General features: G+C 67.1%; 19 protein-coding genes. 5 read left to right on the top strand and 14 right to left on the bottom strand.

Features of this window, described 5'->3' with window-relative positions; genetic code table 11:
* The first annotated feature begins 115 nt into the window (after positions 1 to 115).
* Positions 116 to 1,069 carry an IS3 family transposase gene (locus P3L18_RS25840; RefSeq protein ID WP_276115725.1) on the top strand — a complete coding sequence of 318 codons (954 nt, stop codon included), beginning with the start codon at positions 116 to 118 and terminating at the stop codon, positions 1,067 to 1,069.
* A gap of 24 nt (positions 1,070 to 1,093) precedes the next feature.
* On the opposite strand, the gene P3L18_RS25835 is transcribed toward P3L18_RS25840, so the two are convergent.
* Together P3L18_RS25835 and P3L18_RS25830 are read right to left on the bottom strand one after the other, a co-directional pair.
* Positions 1,094 to 1,666, bottom strand: a complete 573-nt coding sequence (locus P3L18_RS25835; protein ID WP_276115723.1) for a transposase — start codon at positions 1,664 to 1,666, stop codon at positions 1,094 to 1,096.
* Between the two features lie 501 nt (positions 1,667 to 2,167).
* Positions 2,168 to 2,815: a TetR/AcrR family transcriptional regulator gene (locus P3L18_RS25830; RefSeq protein WP_276115722.1), complete on the bottom strand. Its 648-nt coding sequence runs from the start codon at positions 2,813 to 2,815 to the stop codon at positions 2,168 to 2,170.
* A 71-nt stretch (positions 2,816 to 2,886) separates the two neighbouring features.
* Here P3L18_RS25830 and P3L18_RS25825 point away from each other — a divergent pair, with 71 nt between their 5' ends.
* Positions 2,887 to 3,600: a DUF3159 domain-containing protein gene (locus tag P3L18_RS25825; RefSeq protein WP_276115721.1), complete on the top strand. Its 714-nt coding sequence runs from the start codon at positions 2,887 to 2,889 to the stop codon at positions 3,598 to 3,600.
* Here P3L18_RS25825 and P3L18_RS25820 read toward each other — a convergent pair.
* The 3 genes from P3L18_RS25820 to P3L18_RS25810 form a co-directional block, all read right to left on the bottom strand.
* Complete coding sequence (locus tag P3L18_RS25820; RefSeq protein WP_276115720.1) at positions 3,551 to 4,261, bottom strand: cutinase family protein; 711 nt, start codon at positions 4,259 to 4,261, stop codon at positions 3,551 to 3,553. The genes P3L18_RS25825 and P3L18_RS25820 overlap by 50 nt on opposite strands.
* A gap of 71 nt (positions 4,262 to 4,332) precedes the next feature.
* A complete protein-coding gene (locus P3L18_RS25815; protein WP_244332517.1) occupies positions 4,333 to 4,602 on the bottom strand; it encodes a DUF4190 domain-containing protein in 270 nt (89 codons plus the stop codon).
* 1,057 nt (positions 4,603 to 5,659) lie between these two features.
* On the bottom strand, positions 5,660 to 5,881 hold the full coding sequence (locus tag P3L18_RS25810) for a hypothetical protein (RefSeq protein ID WP_276115719.1): 222 nt from the start codon (positions 5,879 to 5,881) through the stop codon (positions 5,660 to 5,662).
* Positions 5,882 to 6,008: 127 nt separating this feature from the next.
* On the opposite strand from P3L18_RS25810, the gene P3L18_RS25805 reads away from it, so the two are divergent.
* Both P3L18_RS25805 and P3L18_RS25800 read left to right on the top strand, forming a co-directional pair.
* Entirely contained in the window at positions 6,009 to 6,542 is a 534-nt protein-coding gene (locus tag P3L18_RS25805) for a peptidylprolyl isomerase (RefSeq protein WP_085949110.1), read from the top strand.
* 26 nt (positions 6,543 to 6,568) lie between these two features.
* Positions 6,569 to 7,477, top strand: coding sequence for a rhomboid family intramembrane serine protease (locus P3L18_RS25800; protein WP_276115718.1), 909 nt, complete (start codon positions 6,569 to 6,571; stop codon positions 7,475 to 7,477).
* A 15-nt stretch (positions 7,478 to 7,492) separates the two neighbouring features.
* Here P3L18_RS25800 and P3L18_RS25795 read toward each other — a convergent pair whose 3' ends face one another.
* Both P3L18_RS25795 and crgA read right to left on the bottom strand, forming a co-directional pair.
* Positions 7,493 to 8,020 (bottom strand): PH domain-containing protein, encoded by a 528-nt coding sequence (locus P3L18_RS25795; RefSeq protein ID WP_276115717.1) that lies wholly within the window; start codon positions 8,018 to 8,020, stop codon positions 7,493 to 7,495.
* A 93-nt stretch (positions 8,021 to 8,113) separates the two neighbouring features.
* Positions 8,114 to 8,404 (bottom strand): cell division protein CrgA, encoded by a 291-nt coding sequence (gene crgA, locus P3L18_RS25790; protein ID WP_006368633.1) that lies wholly within the window; start codon positions 8,402 to 8,404, stop codon positions 8,114 to 8,116.
* Positions 8,405 to 8,591: 187 nt separating this feature from the next.
* On the opposite strand from crgA, the gene P3L18_RS25785 reads away from it, so the two are divergent.
* Positions 8,592 to 9,341 carry an aminodeoxychorismate/anthranilate synthase component II gene (locus tag P3L18_RS25785; protein WP_276115716.1) on the top strand — a complete coding sequence of 250 codons (750 nt, stop codon included), beginning with the start codon at positions 8,592 to 8,594 and terminating at the stop codon, positions 9,339 to 9,341.
* Positions 9,342 to 9,384: 43 nt separating this feature from the next.
* On the opposite strand, the gene pknB is transcribed toward P3L18_RS25785, so the two are convergent.
* The 7 genes from pknB to P3L18_RS25750 form a co-directional block, all read right to left on the bottom strand.
* The gene (pknB, locus tag P3L18_RS25780; protein WP_006368635.1) at positions 9,385 to 11,292 is read right to left on the bottom strand and encodes a Stk1 family PASTA domain-containing Ser/Thr kinase; all 1,908 of its coding nucleotides are present in this window, start codon (positions 11,290 to 11,292) and stop codon (positions 9,385 to 9,387) included.
* 4 nt (positions 11,293 to 11,296) lie between these two features.
* On the bottom strand, positions 11,297 to 12,655 hold the full coding sequence (locus tag P3L18_RS25775) for a protein kinase (RefSeq protein WP_006368636.1): 1,359 nt from the start codon (positions 12,653 to 12,655) through the stop codon (positions 11,297 to 11,299).
* Complete coding sequence (locus tag P3L18_RS25770; RefSeq protein WP_014358164.1) at positions 12,652 to 14,136, bottom strand: penicillin-binding protein 2; 1,485 nt, start codon at positions 14,134 to 14,136, stop codon at positions 12,652 to 12,654. Before P3L18_RS25770 ends, P3L18_RS25775 begins: the two co-directional genes overlap by 4 nt.
* Positions 14,133 to 15,563: an FtsW/RodA/SpoVE family cell cycle protein gene (locus P3L18_RS25765; RefSeq protein ID WP_276115715.1), complete on the bottom strand. Its 1,431-nt coding sequence runs from the start codon at positions 15,561 to 15,563 to the stop codon at positions 14,133 to 14,135. The genes P3L18_RS25770 and P3L18_RS25765 overlap by 4 nt, the downstream gene beginning before the upstream one ends.
* Positions 15,564 to 17,135: a PP2C family serine/threonine-protein phosphatase gene (locus P3L18_RS25760; protein WP_094601462.1), complete on the bottom strand. Its 1,572-nt coding sequence runs from the start codon at positions 17,133 to 17,135 to the stop codon at positions 15,564 to 15,566.
* On the bottom strand, positions 17,132 to 17,596 hold the full coding sequence (locus tag P3L18_RS25755) for an FHA domain-containing protein (RefSeq protein WP_006368640.1): 465 nt from the start codon (positions 17,594 to 17,596) through the stop codon (positions 17,132 to 17,134). The genes P3L18_RS25760 and P3L18_RS25755 overlap by 4 nt, the downstream gene beginning before the upstream one ends.
* A gap of 253 nt (positions 17,597 to 17,849) precedes the next feature.
* A complete protein-coding gene (locus tag P3L18_RS25750; protein ID WP_276115714.1) occupies positions 17,850 to 19,079 on the bottom strand; it encodes a DUF3662 and FHA domain-containing protein in 1,230 nt (409 codons plus the stop codon).
* Between the last annotated feature and the right edge of the window lie 255 nt (positions 19,080 to 19,334).

The raw sequence follows: 19,334 nt of genomic DNA, 5'->3' as shown, positions 1-19,334 counted from the left end.
CTCCCGCCAGCCTCACACTGGCCATCAAGATGTCCGGGAAACGGGGTCAACCCCAGATCCTGAAGGCGGCGTCGGCTTTCTTCGCGGCCGAGATCGACCGGCCACACCGCTAATTGTGGAGTTCATCCGCACTCACCAGGGACACCAGGTGGGTGCGGATGGCCTTGTCTGGGGCGTCGATTCGATGTGCGCCGTGCTCTGCGAGCATGGTATCCACATCGGCCCGTCCACTTACTATGATCACATCAACCGCGGGCCGAGCGCCCGCATGTTCGCCGATGCGCAGGTCATCGATGCGATCTTCGCTTTGCGCCGGAAGCGACCGCTGATGCGGGTTCTGGGTTCACGCAAGACATGGATAGTATTGCGCAGCAGTGGTATTGATGTTGCTCGATGCACTGTTGAACGAGTGATGCGGGAGATGGGATGGCATGGCGCGAGTAAGAAGAAGCGAGTGCGTACGACCATCCCTGATGCGGCAGCGTCGCGGCCGGCGGATCTGGTCGACGGACAGTTCTATGCTGCGGCACCAAATCGGTTGTGGGTAGCCGATTTTACCTACTGCCGCACCGAGTCGGGGTGGGCGTACACGGCGTTCGTTATCGATGTGTTCGCCCGCAAGATTGTCGGCTGGAAAGTGGCCTCGGAAATGACAGTGAACCTGGTTACCGATGCCATCAACAACGCGATAGACAACCGAAAGCGTTGCGGTGTAGTTGATTTAACGAGACTAATACACCATTCAGACGCGGGATCGCAGTACACAGCGATTGTGTTCGGGCAGCGGTTGGCCGAGGAAGGCATCGCGGCTTCTATTGGCAGCGTTGGGGATAGCTACGACAACGCGCTCGCGGAGTCGGTGAACTCTGACTACAAGAACGAACTCGTCGACAACCAGCCGCGATTTCACGGCGCGACCGAACTGTCACTGGGCACGGCCGAATGGGTGGCGTTCTACAACCGTGAACGCCCACACAGTTACTGCGACGACCTCACCCCCGACCACGCTGAGCGACTCCATTACGATCACATGCGCACCCTCAATCCGGAGGGGGCACTCACAACCTGAGCTCTCCGGAAAAGCCGGGGTGGATCACCGAAACCCCACCACCCCAGGGGACTTACCCCACCAGGTGTGAAAGCGGTAGAGCCGACGGCGGACCTCAGCATCGTCGACGTTGTCGTGAGCCGCTGAGAACAGTTGCCGCAGTTCCTCTTTCGCGATGCAGGCGGTCAGGATCTGCCCGGTCGGGTCGTTGTCGGTCAGAGCATTCCACATCTTGGCAAATGACTTGTCCGACAAACGTTCCCGCGCCGAGAGCAGCCGTCGCCGGTTGGCCCATTCCGGGTCGTGTTTGCGGCCACGACGGCCGTGGGTGTCGAAGGTGACCCGCCGGCGCACTGCAGTCACCGCGTCGTTGGCAAGCTTGACCAGGTGGAAGTGATCGATCACCACCTGCGCGTTGGGCAACACCTCGGTGGTGACCGCCGCGGCATACGCCGCCGACGGCTCGATCACCACATGGGTGATCTTTGTGCGGAACTGCTCGGTCTGAGCATCTAGCCAGTCAGCGACCGCCCCGCTGGTGCGGCCCTCGACCTGCCCCAACAGGCCCTGATCGCCGCTGAGATCGACGAACCCGGTGTCCCACGGATCGACCCGCACCCAGCGCCTCCGTCTTTGTCGCGAATCCAGCGAGGCTTGCCGCGGCGGGTCACGTCAATGCCGAGCACCGTCACAGGCGTTGGCTCGGCGAGTACCTGTTCGGCATGTTCGACGAACGCGGTGTGCGCGGTCGGGCATGACACGCCTGCACTGGCCTCGACCTCGACGACCGAACGCGCTGCTGCGCCGATGCTGCGCCCGATCTGGGTGCGTAATTGCGTGGTGGTGCGCCGGCGAGGCGGAACCTGCGGGATCGATTCGGTGAACGAACGCCGCGCAGCCCGGGTTGTGACAGTAGTAGCGGGTCTTGTTCCACCGCAACCGAAATGGGTCATCACCGTAGCGGATGTCGCGGGGCCGAGTCACGGCGCACGGCCCTTCACCGCGCCCAGCAAGACCACGCTCGGCTGCTGGCTGAGGCCATAACCAAACATGCCCTCGCTTCTTCTTCGAACCGCACTCGCGGTGACACACTCGCACAACGCCGTCGTCCACGTCGGCTCATGCGTCGGCCACCGACCGCGCCGCACGCTCGGCATCGTCGCCGTATCCGATGAACAGTCGTGTCAGGCCGTCGCACAAGACGTGGCGGGCAGCCGCAGCGGGCACCGTGCCGGTGAGCACCAGACTCGTGACCCCGTGCGTGATCGCCCAGAGCTGGGCGGCCCAGATCGTGAGAGGGTCCGCGGCGTCGGAGGCGGGATTCTCGGGGTCCGCTCGGAATCGGTCGGTCACGACGCACTTCTCGATCGATGAACACAGCGCCGCGAATGCCATGCGTCCCGGCTCGTCGCCAGGAGCCGGCTCGACGAACATGAAACGGTACCGATGCGGTTGTGCCACACCGAAATCGAGATATGCCAAGGATGCCGCCGCGAGCGCGGTCACGGGATCGTCCACCTCGGTGGCCGCCGCGTCGGTGAGGGAGGCGAGATGGGCGAATCCGTCGGCTCGCAGCGCGGCAAGCAGGGCCCCGGTGCCCCCGAATCGGCTGTAGATCGACATCGTCGACGTACCCGCGGCGTCGGCGATGCGTCGTGCGGTCAACGCCGACGGTCCGTGTTCGGCCAGCAAGTCGGCGGCGACGGCCACCAGGTGGGCCGCGTCGACGCGGGCCGGCTCGTCGGCGGACGAACCTCGTGTGGCCACGTGTAGACCCCCTGACTTCGAGACGATTCTCACCACTGGACCCGACTATAACTTAGTTATAGAGTGCTTTCATGGGTGCCCCGCAATCCCGTTCGACCGGACACAGACGGCCCTCGCGGGTATGGACCGAGATCGGTTTCTCGGCGGTACCGTCCACGGTTTTCGCGGTGACCGCGTCGTCGGCGGGACTCGGGGCGGCCATCGCCGCGGCAGCGGTCACCACCGTCGCGATCGGGTCGTTCACCGTCTGGCGGTGGCGGACGGTGCGACCGGTCATCGGTGCCTGCGTCGGCGTCAGTATCTCTGCGGGGTTCGCACTCCACAGCGGTCGAGCCCGCGACTTCTTTCTGCCCGATCTCTGGTATCCGCAGATAGTGGCTGTCGCGCTGATCATTTCGTGCCTCGTCGGTTATCCGGTGATCGGTCTGGTATTCGGTGCGGTCACCGGGCGAGGGACCGGTTGGCGGCGCGACCCGTCGGCGCGACGACTGTTCGGCGCGGTCACCCTCGCCGCCGCATCGGCGTGCCTGACCCGCTTCGTGGTCCAGTACGTGATCTATCAGCACGGCAGCGTCGGGTGGCTGGCCGTCGGACGGATCGCCACCGGCCTTCCGTTGACGGTGACGATCCTCATGCTGATCGGCTGGGCGTTTCGCCACGTCGAACGAAAGAAGCGGCCGGACGTCCCGTCACGGGACGTCCGGCCGGTCGAGGCTAGAGCGGATGAGGTGAGTGCTACAGACGAGCTCTCACATACTGGGCGGCATCAACGGTCATGCCGTTGACGGCGTAGAGCACATGTAGACCGTTGGGTTGCCCGACCGGGGCACCGTCGCAGACGACGTCACCGGCGATGCAGTAGCGCTTGGTCTTGCCCTCATAGAGGGGTCCGACGTTCATCGGGGGAGCACCGACCTGCTTGATCCAGTTCGACGACGGCGGCGCGAACAGGATCGCGGCGGTCACGTGCGAGGCGGCGTTGTCGGCCAGCGGCTGCGGCACCCGGTCCTGGTACTGCCGGTACTGCGGGTCGATCTGGATCTTGTTGCTCAACGCGTAGGACGCGACGACAGCACCTTGCGAGTACCCACCGACCACGATGTGCGATCCGGGGCACTGCGCAGCCAGATACTTGACGCGGCGCTGGGTGTCGTTGACGCCCTTGACCACGCCCTCGACGAAGGCCATCCGGTTGTCGAAGTTGCTACCGGCCGGATAGTTCACGCCGTAGACGTTGACCGACTTACCGGGCAGCTGATTGCGCAGGGCCTGCTCGAAGGACAGGCCGGTGACGCCGACGGGTGGAGCCGTCTCCACGGTCCCGCGCGCGAACACCACCTCGACGTCGGCGCACGGGGGAGCGGCGGCGGCGCGGGGTGCCGGAGAGGCGAGCAACCCGGCCGCGAGCACGGTGAATCCGAACAGGATCAGAAGTGGACGCTTCATTCGTCGAATGGTACGCGAACAAGGTTCACTTTAGGTGGCGTCCGGCCCGACCAGCACCATCACCGACCACGTCACCGCAGGACGAGCACGATGACGTAGGCCACGATTGCCACGATCAAGGCAAGCATGTAGGCCCAACCGACGACGATCGCGACGGTGGCGAACGGTTCTCCGTACTCACGTGTGCGCCGGATCTGGTTACGCGCCCGATACCCCAGGTACAGCCCGATCGGCGAGGTGCAGCCGATCACCGACAGCACCATCGCCCAGATGGCGAGTGTGCTCGTCTTGGCCGTGGATCGCGACGACCGGGCCGCGGTGGCGGCACTCTGCCCGCCCACGGGCGCCTCCTTGGACTCCGATGTTGGTTCCGTCGCGGGTACGGCGGTGGTCGGTGGTGAACTCTTGTCGGCGGACCTCGGTGGGATCCCGACGGGTGATGCCCCGACGGGTGATGCTCCGACGGGTGGGTTTCCGGCGGACGTGGTCCTGGTCGGCGCGGCATCCACGGCCGAGTAGGCACGGGGAGGACCCGAGGACTGTTCATCGGACCGGACCGTCGCGTCGGCTGCGTCGGCACCGGCCGGAATACCGCCGCGGGGTGGAGCTCCCTGTGGTCCGTTGCCCTGCGGCCCGCCTTGCGGTGCCGGTGGGGGGCCCGGAGGCCGAGCACCCGGCGGTATCGGTGCGCCGGGGCGTCGACGGCCCGGCGGAGGTGGCATCCGGGTGCCCGGGCCCGATCGGGCACCAGGAGGTGGTCCGCCGCGCCAGCCGGGACGAGGTCCCTGACCGGTGGTTCCGGGAGTGCCGACCGGAGGGCTGCCGGCGGGCGGACCACCGGCAGTCGTGCTCGGACCGGCGGGCGCACCCGAGGTCGGCGGTACCGGCCGGGGACCCTGGCCTGTCGAGGACACACCGGGAGGTCGCGACGCCGGACCCGGTTGTGGCGGTCGAGGACCGGATCCGGTATTCGACCCGCCACGAGATGCGGGTGCACCGGGTGCGACCGGGCCGATGGGCGGGCCCGAGGGTGGTCGTGGCCCGGGACCGGTGCCGGAAATCGGTACGCGCGGGTTCGATGGTGTGCCCGGTGGTCGGGGTCCGACGCCGGAGTCCGAGCGCACGTCGCCGGGTGTCAGGTCGGGGTTGCGCCCGCTGACCGGTGCGGTCGGCGGGCGCTCCCAGGGCGCCGACGCCGTGCCGGTGCCCGCCTCGGGAGCGTCGTCACGGGGGACGGGCGGCACTCCGTCGGGCGCGTCGCCGCGACGGAGTGCCCCGCCCGGCCTGTTCTCGTCGGAGGTCACCAGTCCAAATTACCTTCCGGACCCGGTGGATGATGCATGGTGCGTCCCGCGACGACCACGCTTGTCCGACTTATGGGGATACCGGCGGCCGGGATCAGAGAGCCACATCACCCTCGGCGGTGCCCTGGCTGTCGATGCCCTCGGCGGAGCCGAGATTCTCGATGCCTTCCGCGGAGCGGAGATTCTCGATACGGGGCACCGTCGGCGAGACCGGCGGGAGTTCGGTACGGGAGCGTCGCACGACGAACACCGCCGCGACGGCCGACAATGCTGCCGCCGAGGCAGCGGCTATCAGCAGGAGATACTTCTTCGGCATGACCCACAGCGTGCCAGGTCCGCTTTGCCGGTGCTACTCGCGTGGTCGGAGGCCGAACATGCGCCGTTGCCGACGAGGTCGTGGAAATGTTGCCGACGGAGTCGTGGGGTTGTTGCCGCCGATTTGGTTGGATGGAGTGGTGAGCACATCAACGCAGACCGTGACCATCCACACCAACCGCGGCGACATCAAGGTCGATCTCTTCGGCAACCATGCGCCCGAGACCGTCGCCAACTTCGTCGGCCTCGCCGCCGGCAGCAAGGACTACAGCGAGCCGAACGCCTCCGGGGGCGACTCCGGTCCGTTCTACGACGGCTCGGTGTTCCACCGCGTCATCGAGGGCTTCATGATCCAGGGCGGCGATCCGACCGGCACCGGCCGCGGCGGCCCCGGCTACAAGTTCAAGGACGAGTTCCACCCGGAGCTGCAGTTCGACCGCCCCTACCTGCTCGCCATGGCCAACGCCGGACCGGGCACCAACGGGTCGCAGTTCTTCATCACCGTCGGCCCCACCCCCCACCTGAACCGTCGCCACACCATCTTCGGTGAGGTCACCGATCCGGCCTCGCAGCAGGTCGTCGACGCGATCGCGACCACCTCCACCGATCGCAGCGACCGTCCGCTCGACGAGGTCCGCATCGAGAAGATCGAGGTCAACTGACCATCGGCCCCGCCGGTCCGCCGGCGGTGTGTTACCGACATCCCGACCGCCCCACCGCGCTGTCCTGCACGCGGTGCGGGCGGCCGGCTTGTCCGGGATGTCTGCACCCGGCCGCGGTCGGGCAGCACTGCGACGAGTGCGTGCGCGGCGACGGCGCGCGGGGCTCCGGCCGCCAGGACATCCGCCGACCCGACTTCGGCGACCGGGGCATCCGGTCGGTGGTCACGCGGCCCGTACGCGCCCGGCGCCCGCTGGCCACCTACACGCTGATCGCGATCAACGTCGTCGCCTTCGCCTACACGATCTACGCCGCACATTCCTTCAACGTCGAGGTCTCCGGGCCACTCCTGCATGGAGAGTTGGTGCGCGGCAATGTCTTTCTCGGCCAGTACTGGCGCTTGCTCACCGCGGGATTCTTGCACTACAGCCTGATACACCTTGCGGTGAACATGATCTCGCTCTACATCCTCGGCCGAGATCTCGAAATCGCCCTGGGCATCGGACGATTCGTGATGGTCTACATGACCGCGCTGCTCGGTGGCAGCGCCGCGGTGATGATCGCGCAATCCAACGAGGCCCGCTCCGCCGGTGCGTCGGGAGCCATCTACGGGCTGATGGGCGCCATGCTCATCGTTGTCCTGCGCCTGCGTGTCTCACCGGCGCCGGTGCTGACGATCATCGCCATCAACCTCGTGATGTCGTTCTCGATCCCCGGCATCTCCCTCGCCGCACACGTCGGTGGCCTGGTGTTCGGCGCGGCCGCCACTGCCGCACTCATCTGGGCACCCCGGCTCCTGCCGCAGTCGCTGCGCACCGACCGCAACGCCACCCTCATCGGCTGGGTGGCCGTCAGTGCCTTGCTCATCGTGGCGGTGGCCATCAGCGTCGTCGTCGCGGTGACCTACACCGGGCCGGTACTCGTCTACGTGCGCTGAGTCGTGCCCACATGTTCAGCGACGCGAGTCCTCCACCGGGAACCCGGCATGATCGAGTGCCTCGGAGACGTCGAGTAGATCGGCGCCGAGATCCCACCGGCTGAACACCACCAGCATCGATTCCTCGCGTTCGGTGCCCTCGCGTTCGGTGCCCTCGCGTTCGGTGCCCTCGCGTTCGGTGCCATGGTCGGCAGCCGCCGGAAAGTAGTCGATCTCGAGTTGACCGGATCGGCGTCCGATGCGGCGCATCGTGAGAAGTCGGACGCGCTCGACGTCTGCGGGTGTCAGTGTCACGGCGCCGCCGATACGCCGGATGGTCAGTTGCGGGCCGGCCGACAGTTCGAGTCGCGGCCGGATCAGCGACGCGTACGCCCCGAACCCGAGCAGCATCAACCCGGCGACACCGATGATCACCGATCCGACGGCGTCGGATGCGACGAACACCGCGCACAGCAGGAGCACGACGCCTGCGGCCAGGAGCGCGCCGGCAGCGAGTCGGGGCGTCGCCCACTGCTGTGTGGACAGCTCGGCAGAGTTATCCACAGGACTTACTCACAGTGGGGATGACTTACACACATGTAATTTCCACATGTGGATAACCGCGTGCAGGTCTTTGACCAGCATCAACGGCCGACCTCAGCGCCACTTCATGGTCATCAGCAGGCCCACGACCATCATCGAGAAGCCGATGAGGAAGTTCCACGCGCCCAGGTTGTTCATCCAGTGCAGCGCCTGACCGGGTCCACCGTAGGTGGTCTCGCCGGCAGCGAGGTAGTAGACGATCAGCCAGGCCAGACCCAGCAGCATGAGGCCGAGCATCACGCCGACGTAGATCGAGCTGGAGGGACCGGCCTTCACCTTGACCGGCGTGCGACTCGCCGGGTTGATGGTGTAGTCGGTCTTCTTCCGGACTTTTGACTTCGGCATGACTTCCTCTGTTGTGCAGCGAGCGGGTCATCGGCGGGCGATGACCCCTTGCATCTTCTCGTTTCGCGTTCGGCGGCGGTGTCGTGGCGCGGTGTGTTGTCCGCGACACGCCCGGCGCATCACCTCTACGGTATCGCACCAGGTCGCCGCCACGAGCGCCCCGCGAGTCCCCGGGTAACCTGACACGATGACCACCGCAGCACCGGAGGCGACCGGCTCCGCGAACCACGCGGCCCGCATCCTCGTCATCGACAACTACGACAGCTTCGTCTACAACCTGGTCCAGTACCTGGGCCAGCTCGGTGTCGAGGCAACGGTGTGGCGCAACGATGATCCCCGGCTGACGACTACCGACGGCGAGTTCACCGACGAGTCGCTGCGTGCTGCGCTGCGCGGTCCCGATGGGTCCGGTTTCGCCGGCGTGCTGCTGTCGCCCGGGCCGGGTACGCCGCAGCGCGCCGGAGCGACGTTGCCGCTCGTCGGGGTTGCCGCCGCCGACGGTGTACCTCTGCTCGGAGTGTGTCTCGGTCATCAGGCGATCGGTGCGGCATTCGGCGGCACCGTCGATCGCGCGCCGGAGCTGCTGCACGGCAAGACCTCGCTCGTCCATCACGATCAGGTCGGGGTGCTGCGTGGTCTGCCGGATCCGTTCACCGCGACCCGCTATCACTCACTGACGGTGCTGCCCGAGACCATTCCGGACGAGCTCGTGGTCACCGGCCGCACCGAGTCGGGCATCGTGATGGGAATGCAGCATCGGGAGCTGCCGATCCACGGCGTTCAGTTTCATCCCGAGAGCGTGCTCACCCAGGGTGGCCACCGGATGCTGGCCAACTGGTTGGGCGTCTGCGGCATCGACATCGACGATTCCACCGTCGCCGTCCTCGAACAGGAGATGGCCGAGGCGATCGGTCCGGCGCTGGCCGCCCAGTCCTGAGCCGCCCAGTCCTGAGCCGCCGGTCCCGATGAGCCGGCTGTGCTCAGCCCGGCAGCAGGCTCGCGCGCCCGACGACGACGTTGATCGCCCCGTTCTTGGCCAGCTTCGATCCGTCCCCGGGACTCTGCGACAGGATCTTCCCGTCGTCGGGGCTGCCGAGCGGCACATTGCGCGGTGTCTGGTTCAGTGCGCCGTTCCACCCCGACCGCTGTAGCGTCGCGAACGCCTGGTCGGCGGTCTGACCGGTCAGATCGGGCACGACGATCATGTTGCCGCGGGAGATCGTCAGCTGCACCGTGGCGCCCTGCTTCACCGAGTCACCGGCCGACGGGCTGGAGCTGACGACCTGGCCCTGCGGCAGGTCCGAGTCGCCCTCGACGACGGTCACCTTCAGGCCGAGCTGGGCGAGCTGGGCGCGTGCGGCCGACTCGAACTGACCCACCAGATTGGGCACCGTGACGTCTTTGGGGCCGGTGCTGATCCGAATGATCAACGGGTCCCGAACGGGTGTGTCGGTGCCGACGGCCGGGTTGGTGTCCACCACGTCACCGACCTCGACCGACACCGAATCCACCTGCTGCACCTTGATATTGGTGAAACCCGCGTTCTGTAGCTCGGACGTCGCGTCGGCCTGGGTCTTGTTGCGTACGTCGGGGATGCGTTGGCGCTCACGTCCACTGGAGATGAACAGCGTGACCGTCGACCCCTCGGGTGTCGGGACGTTCTCGCCCGGCGCCGAGCGGGTGGCCTTACCGGCGTCGACGGTCTCGCTCGACTCGTCGAGTTGTTTGACCTCGAAACCCGCCTTCTCCAGGGTGCTACGCGCGTCGGCCGCCGACAGTCCGGCCACCGCGGGTACGGCCACCTTGCGCGCCGACCCGGACGACCACGGCGACCACCACACCAGCAACCCGACGAACAGCAGCACCACAGCCGCCACCGCGCCGGCGATCAGCCATGGGGGACGGCGTCGGGTCGGGGTGTCGTCGTCCTTGCCCGCAGCCGGCTGGCCACCGGTGTCGGCACGCAATGCGCGACGCGGACCCGAGCCGGTGTCGAGCCAGGCGGTCCGGTCCTCCTCGCTCATCAGCAGCGGCGCCGACGGTTTTCCGCCGGCAAGAACCTTGATCAGATCCGACCGCAGTTCGGCCGCCGACTGGTAGCGGTTCTCCTTGTTCTTGCTCATCGCCTTCATGACGATGGAGTCGAGCTCCGGCGGGATGTCCGGGCGCACCGCCGACGGCCAGCGCGGATCCTCGTGCACATGCTGATGGGCGACGGCGACCGGCGAATCACCGGTGAACGGCGGCTCGCCGGTGAGCAGTTCGAACAGCACGCAGCCCATCGAGTAGATGTCACTGCGCGGATCGACCTTGATCCCGCGCGCCTGCTCGGGCGAGAGGTACTGCGCGGTGCCCATCACCGCACTGGTCTGGGTCATCGTCGACGTCGAGTCGTTCATCGCGCGCGCGATGCCGAAATCCATCACCTTGACCGCGCCCGACGAGTCGATCATCACGTTCGCCGGCTTCATGTCACGGTGCACGATGCCGTTGCGGTGCGAGAAATCCATCGCCGCGGCCACGTCGGCCATCCACGTCATGGCTTGCCGTGGCGCGACAGGGCCGTTGCGCCGCAACACATCTCGCAGCGTCTCACCGTCCACGTACTCCATCACGATGAAGGGCAGCGGCCCCTCGTCGGTCTCGGCCTCGCCGGTGTCGAAGACCTGCACGATCGTCGGGTGATTGAGCTTGGCGGCGTTCTGGGCCTCCCGGCGGAAGCGCAGATAGAACGACGGATCCCGGGCCAGGTCGGCGCGCAGCACCTTCACCGCGACGTCCCGGTTCAGCAGGAGATCACGTGCGTAGTGAACCTCGGACATGCCGCCGAAGCCGAGCGTCTCGCCCAGCTCGTAGCGGTCGGAGAGGTGGTGCGGGGTCGACATCATGGCATCAGCACGGCACCTGGATCGGCCCGATGTTGCACGACCGCGTGGTCGCGCCCGGGTCGGTGGTCTGCGGCGTAGTCTCCTCGGGGGTCGTGGTCTCCGGCGTGGTGGTGTCCTCGGTGGTGGTCGTCGTGGTCGGCGGCCGCGAGCGGGTGGTCGTGGTCTCCTGGGTGGTCGTCTGGTCGTCGGTGGTGGTGACCGTCTCGGTCTGGGTGGTCGTCGTCGACGCCGGCGCCGGCGCGGGCGTGTTGTCGTCCGCGCTGGCCAGGTAGTACCCGATCAGCGCGATCGCCCCGACCAGTAGTGCCGTCGCGACACCGGCGAGGACCTTCTGCCCGGTCGTCCAGCCGCCCCCGCCCTGACCCGCGGTAGCCGGGGCCGAGGTGGTGGGCGGGCGCGCCGACGTCGGCGGCGGGGTCGAGTCGGTCATCGCGCGGGTCGCGTTGGCCCGTGCGGCCGCCGCTCCGGCTCCGGCGCCGACAACAGCACCCGCCGCTGCAGCCCCGGCGACACCGGGCCGCGGTGGGCGGCGCCCGGCGCGTACAGACGCGACGGCGTCGGCGAACGCCCCACCGTTGGGGTAGCGCTGCTTGGGATCCTTCGACATGGTGATGTCGATCAGTTCACGCACGTTCGGCGGGATGGTGTCCGGCAGGGGCGGCGGGGTCTCACGAATGTGCTTCATCGCGACGGTGATCGCGCCGTCACCCAGGAACGGCCGTCGCCCGACGAGCGCCTCGTAGCCGACGACCCCGAGCGAATACACGTCCGACGCCGCGGTCGCGTCGTCGCCGGTGGCCTGCTCGGGCGAGATGTACTGGGCTGTGCCCATCACCATGCCGGTCTGCGTGACCGGTGCGGCGTCGACGGCCTTGGCGATCCCGAAGTCGGTGATCTTGACCTGACCGGTCGGCGTGATGAGGATGTTGCCGGGTTTGACGTCGCGGTGCACCAGCCCCTGGCTGTGCGCGGCCTGCAACGCGCGGCCGGTCTGCTCGAGCATGTCGAGGGTGTTGGCCACCGACAACCGACCCATCCGCGAGATCACCGAGTTCAGCGGCTCGCCGTCGACGAGCTCCATCACCAGGTACGCCAGCGTGCCGCCGCCACGGTCACCGGTCTCGCCGTAGTCGAAGACGTTCGCGATGCCCGGGTTGTTGAGCTTCGCGGTGGTCTGCGCCTCGGTGCGGAACCGTGCCGCGAACTCGGGATCGTCGGAGTACTCCGCCTTGAGCACCTTGACCGCAACCCGGCGATTGAGCCGGGTGTCAAGCGCTTCCCAGACCTGTCCCATACCGCCGGTGGCGATGAGACGCATCAGCCGATAGCGGTCGGCGATGATGGTGCCGTTCTGCAACGTCATCGTCCACCTCCTACATAAGCATTGATCACTGCCCGGCCGATGGGTCCGGCCACGGTGTTACCGACCGATTGCACACCGAACTTCCCATTCTCCACCACCACCGCGACGGCGATCTTCGCGTCCGTCGACGGCCCGAACGCGATGTACCAGGAATACGGGGTGGCGGAGTTCTCGTCGCCGTGCTCGGCGGTACCGGTCTTCGACGCGATCTGCACCGGCCCGCCGGACGGGTTCGATGCATTCTCCACCCCGACCATCATCGATGTCAGGCTAGCCGCCTGCTCCGAGGTGATCGGCGAGTTGATGGTGGTCGGTGGCGTCGTGTACAGGGTGCGCAGGTCCGCCGACTGCAACTTGTCGACCAGGTACGGCTGCATCCGCACACCGGCGTTGGCGACGGTCGCGGCGACCATCGCGTTCTGCAGGGTCGACATCGCAACATCCTTCTGTCCGATCGCACTGAGCGCGAGAGATGCGCGGTCGGGGATCGTGCCGACCGTCGACCGCGCCACCGGCATCGGGATGTTCGGCGCCGGCGAGTCGAGGCCGTAGAGCCGAGCGGTTTCCTTGAGTGTGTCGGTGGCGTTGGGCATCTTGTTGAGCACGAGGTCGGCGAAGGCGGTGTTGCACGAGTACTTCACCGCATCGGCGAGGCTGACGGTGCCGCTGCCGCCGGGGCAGGTCTCGTCGCCGTAGTTCGGCAGTTTCGCGGTGCTGTCGGGCAGCTGGAAGGTCGACGCCGCGGTCAGCTGCGTCGACGCGTTGAGTCCGTCACGCAATGCCGCCGACGACGTGATGATCTTGAACGTCGATCCGGGCGGATAGATCTCGTCGGTCGCACGGTTCTGCAGGCGCTTGTCCGCGCCGGTGTCGGCGCCCCACGCCGCCTCCCGCACGTTCTGGTCGTGGCTGCTCAGCAGATTCGGGTCGTAGCTGGGCGTCGAGGCCATCGCGAGGATCTTGCCGGTACTCGGGTCCATCGCGACGACCGCACCGACGCACGGCCCGTCGCACGTGGCCCCGGAGTTCAGCTGGTCGTAGGCGATCTGCTGCAACCGCGGGTCGATGGTCGTGACGACGTTGCCGCCGCGTGGATCCCGACCGGAGAACATGTCGGTGAACCGCTGACCGAACAGGCGGTCGTCGTTGCCGGAGAGGATCGAGTTTTCGTACTGCTCGAGGCCCGCCGACCCGTACTGGATCGAGTAGTAGCCGGTGATCGGAGCGAAGGCGCGCGGGTTCACCGGATAGCGGCGCAGGTACTTGTAGCGGCTGTCGGTGGCCTGCGACATCGCAATGACCTCGCCGCCGGCGATGATCGAGCCGCGCTGCCGGGAGTACTCGTCGAGCAGCACCCGGTCGTTGCGCGGGTCGGAGCGCAGCTTGTCGGCCTTGATCACCTGCACGTAGGTGGCGTTGGCGAGCAGGACGACGATCAACGCGATCACCGCGACCGACACCCGACGGATCGGAGTGTTCACGTGCGCTTCACCGCCTGCGTGGGCAGTGACTCGACGGACTTGGGGGTCGGCCGGCGCTTCGTCGGATCCGGCTCGCGGGCAGCGTTGGACACGCGGATCAGCAACGCCACCAACACATAGTTGGCGAGCAGCGACGAGCCGCCGTAGGAGATGAACGGGGTGGTCAGACCGGTCAGCGGGATCAGCTTGGTGACGCCGCCGACGACGACGAAGACCTGCACCGCCATGGTCACCGACAGTCCGGTGGCCAGCAGCTTGCCGAAGCTGTCGCGGACGGTCACCGCGGTCCGCAGGCCGCGCACGACGAAGATCATGTACATCATCAGCACCGCGGCCAGGCCGACGAGCCCGAGCTCCTCACCGATCGTCGCGATGATGAAGTCGGTGTTGGCGAACGGCACCGCGTTGGGTCGCCCCGAGCCCAGTCCGGTGCCGAACAGGCCACCGGTGGCCAGGCCGAACAGACTCTGGCCGATCTGGTAGCCGGTGTTGTAGAAGTCGCCGAACGGATCGAGCCACACCGATACGCGGACCTGCAGATGCGGGAACAACTGGTAGGCGAGGATCGCGCCGACGGCGAACATGGTCAGACCGATGACCACCCAGCCCACCCGCTCGGTGGCCACGTAGAGCATCGCCAAGATCGTGGTGAAGATCAGCAGCGGGCCACCGAGATCGTTCTCGAGGGCGAAGATGCCGATCGCGACGACCCATGCGATGAGCAGCGGGCCGAGGTCGCGGGCGCGTGGCAGGTCCATGCCCAGGAAGTGTTTGCCCGCGGTGGTGAACAGGTCGCGTTTGGAGACCAGCAGGGCCGCGGTGAAGATGATCAGCAGGATCTTCGAGAACTCACCGGGCTGGATGTTGAACAGCGGCGTGCGAATCCAGTTCTTGGAGCCGTTGATCTCCGACAACGACGCCGGCAGGATCGCCGGGATCGCCAAGAAGATCAGACCGCCCAGACCCAGCGTGTACGCGTAGCGCGACAGGGTGCGGTGATCGCGGATGAAGATGAGGATCGCGGCGAAGACGGCCATCCCGAGGAACGCCCACAGCAACTGCTGGTCGGCGTTGTCGGTCTTGGTCGTCGGATTGATCGACTCCCCGGTGTTGCCCGACCCGAGGTCGAGCCGGTGGATGAGGACCAGACCGAGGCCGTTGAGCATCGCCACCACCGGCAAGAAGACGGGGTCGGCGTGCGGGGCGAAGCGCCGCACCACCAGATGACCGATCGCGAACAGCACGATGTAGGCGGCGACGTACTTCGCGATGTCCCACGTCAGCGACTGATCCTGGGCGCTCTGCACGATGAGCAGCGCGACGGTGACCACCCCGATGGCGCACACCAGCAGCGCCAATTCGGCGTTGCGTCCGGTGTGTTCGGGCTGGGTGGGCCGTGCGTGGGTCGGGGCGGCGGCTTGCGTCATCTACGGTTCCCGGCAGTTCGTTCCGGGCTGGTCAGCCGAGGGCGACGTCGATGATCCCGCCGAGCCGGAGGGTGCCGAACTGGAGGGTGCGGAGCTGCCGGGCGCCGAGCTGTTCGGGGCACCCGACGTAGGGGGCGCGGGCGCCTCGGTCACCGGGGCGATGTGGGCACCGCCGGGCCCGAAGGTCGCGGGCACCGGCGTGGCCGGCCCGGGAGCGGGCGCCGGGGTGGATGACGGCGGGGCGGGCGCGGGCGATTCCGACGGCATCGACTGGTCGTTGACGCCGGGCATCGTTGCCTTGCACAGCGGCAGCAACTCGAGCTCGCTGGTGGTGCCGAGGATGTCGTTGAGCGGTTTGCCGGAGATCCGGTGTTCGCGGACCGCCGACTGCGAGAACGGCTGGAGGTCGGCGACGTTGAGCGCGGTGCAGTCGGCGGCGTCCGCGGGCACGAAGGTGATGCGCGCGGAGTCCTTGTCGGCGTCGACGATGCAGCCCTTCTGCACCAGGTTGCTCACCGAGTAGAACAGCACCGCGTCGGGAGAGCCTTGGTAGACAACGACTTTCGAGTCTTGCTCGCCGATGTAGTAGGTGCGGTGCAGGTAGTAGCGCAACCCGAAGAAGCCCGCGAGGATGGCCACGATCACCAGGATGATGAACCCGATGGTGAACCATCGGCCCTTGTGTCCGGTCCGTACCGGCTCGTCGTCGTCGGGCAGGATCGTCGGCTGCTGCGGCGCCTCGAGCGGTGGACGCAGCGCCGCCGCGCGGCCGGCCGCGGTCTTCGGGTCCGGGGTGTAGGCGTCCTCACCGGTACCCGCGGCGCCGCCGACGATGGGCCGTGATTCGCCGTAGTCGGTGTCGACGACGTCGGCGAGCACGACGGTCACGTTGTCCGGTCCGCCGCCGCGCAAGGCGAGTTCGATGAGCCGGTCGGCGCATTCCTTGTAGTCGCTGATCGAACCGAGTGTCTCGGCGAGGGTTTCCTCGCTGACCACATCGGAGAGCCCGTCGCTGCACAGCAGATACCGGTCGCCGGCACGCGCCTCGCGCACGGTCAGGGTCGGCTCGACCTCGGTACCGGTCAGCGCCCGCATGATCAGTGATCGCTGCGGATGGGTGTGGGCCTGCTCGGGGGTGATGCGGCCCTCGTCGACGAGCGTCTGAACGAAGGTGTCGTCGCGGGTGATCTGGGTGAGCTCACCGTCGCGGTAGAGGTATCCGCGGGAATCGCCGATGTGGCACAAGCCGATTCGGGAGCCGGCGAACAGGATCGCGGTGAGGGTGGTGCCCATCCCGTCGAGTTCGGGTTTCGCCTCGACCTGGGCGGCGATCGCGTGGTTGCCGGCCTGGGTGGCGTGATTGAGGGCGTCGAGCAGATCTCCGGTCGCGTCGTCCTCGTCGAGGGTGCGCATGGATTCGATGACCAGTCGGCTGGCGACCTCACCCGCCGCGTGACCGCCCATGCCGTCGGCGAGCGCGAGCAACCGCGGACCGGCGTACGCCGAATCCTCGTTGTTCGATCGGACCAGACCCTGGTCACTACGCGCGATGTAGCGCAGTACGAGTGTCACGGGCGCAGCTCGATCACGGTCTTGCCGATGCGGATCGGCGTGGACAGCGGGACCTTCACCGCCGTGGTCACCTTGGATCGGTCGAGGTAGGTGCCGTTGGTGGACCCGAGATCCTCGACGTACCAGTCATCCCCGCGGCGGGACAGTCGTGCGTGCCGCTCGGAGGCGTAGTCATCGGTGAGCACCAGCGTCGAATCGTCGGCGCGTCCGAGGAGCACCGGCTGCGTTCCCAGCGTGATGCGGGTGTTCGCGAGCGCACCCGCGGTCACCACCAGGTACCGCGCGGACCCCTTCGTGCTCGGCTTCGCCCGTCCCTTCTCGGCCGTGCCTCGAAAGCGCGGCAGCCGGGATCCCGAGGCGGTGACGATGTCGGCGCGCACGGTGCGGATCACGGCATAGACGAACAGCCAGAGCAGCAGCAAGAAACCCAACCGGGTCAGCTGCAGCACCAACCCCTGCATGTCGTCATCCACCTCCAGCGCATCTCAACGGTCGTCGATCGAACGAGTCGGTCTCCGACGATACGGAGGATCCCCACCCGGGCGGGTCCGGGACGTACAAGACCCGAGGTGCATCTTATGGGCTCAACCCGGTGCGCCCGTCATTCAGATGTGTCAGTTCTGCATCAACGGGCGTCGTGCCTGCGTACGCGCGGCCGTCGTCGGCACCGACCGCCGCCACGGCGGAGGCGCGTCGTACCGCCGAACTCGACGCCTACTGGAAGCGGACGGTGATGTCGGAGTGACCGACGCGAATGCGGTCGCCGTCGGCGAGTTCCCAGCTGTTGACCTGCACGTCGTTGACGGTGGTGCCGTTGGTGGAGTTCAGGTCGGTGAGCATCGCGGTGCTGCCGTCCCAGCGGATCTCCAGATGACGACGCGAGACGCCGGTGTCGGGGAGGCGGAACTGTGCATCCTGGCCGCGGCCGATGACGTTGGAGCCCTCTCGCAACTGGAAGGTGCGGTTGCTGCCGTCCTCGAGGATCAGCGTGATCGCGGTCGGCGCGTAACCGGCTGCCGGACGGCCGTAGCCCTGCTGGTAGTCGTAACCACTCTGCTGGCCGTAACCGCCCTGCTCGTACCCCTGCTGGCCGTAGCCCTGCTGGTAGTCGTAGCCGCCCTGCTGGCCGTAGCCCTGGTCATAACCCTGTTGGCCGTAACCCTGCTCGTAGCCTTGCTGGCCATAGCCGCCCTGCTCGTAACCCTGGCCGGGCTGCGCATAGCCCTGGTCGTAGCCCTGTTGGCCGTAGCCGCCTTGTTCGTAGCCCTGCTGGGCATAACCCTGCTGCTGGCCGTAGCCCTGGTCGTAGCCGGGCTGTCCGTAGCCGTTCTGCTCATGGGCGGGCTGCCCGTAACCGGCCTGCTCGTGGCCCGGCTGGCCGTAGCCCTGCTGGTAGTCGTACCCGCCTTGCTGGCCGTAGCCCTGGTCGTACGCAGGTTCCGGTGCCCTGCGCTGGTCGTATCCGGGGTTCTGCGTCATCTCTGGGGCTCCTACTTGTTTGGCCGCATCGTGTGGATGCGGCTGTGACTGTGGTCGGGGTACGCCTCCGTCACGCACCGGTCGCGGCTGGGCGTCCGGGTTGACCGCGCCGCGCGCACGGAACATACCCGTGTGCAGGGACGGAGACTGGTCGAATTCGACGACGACCTGACCGTATGTCTGCCACCCGTTGTCCTTGATGAAGTTCTCCAGGTGTTTGGAGAACCTCTTGCGGTTCAGCTCGTACTCGGCCGCGATCTGATCGTGGTCGGTCGGACTGAAGAGCAACGTGTAGCTGTTCGCGGCCAGGATTGTACCGTCACCGAGATTCTCCAACGATTCCTCGGCTTCTCGCTGCAGGCCGTTCTCGATCTCCTGCGGGGCGACCTCGCCGCCGAAAACGCGCGCGAAGCCGTCATCGACAGCACCCTCGAGCTTGCGCTCGATGCGTTGCAAAATCCCCACCGTCGACCTCCCTTCGCGGCTTGTGTGGCGTGTCGCCGTGCGTGTGGCCTTTACAGATGATACCGATACTGACGGCCCAGGCTGCCATGAAGCAACTGCTGTACCGTCTGCAACATTCGCATCACCACCGTCATGTGGTGTGCGCCTACCCCTGAAATCATCCCTGACCAGCGCTTTGGCGTCCACCCCCTGGGTTGCGCGTAGCTGAATGACGCGGGTTGTCCGACGGGTCAAATTCATCGTTTTTCACTTGCG

The sequence above is a fragment of the Gordonia sp. N1V genome (assembly GCF_029269935.1).
Lineage (GTDB): Bacteria > Actinomycetota > Actinomycetes > Mycobacteriales > Mycobacteriaceae > Gordonia > Gordonia polyisoprenivorans.
The sequence above is the reverse complement of the archived record's forward strand: the minus strand, read 5'-3'. Positions and strand labels throughout refer to the sequence as shown.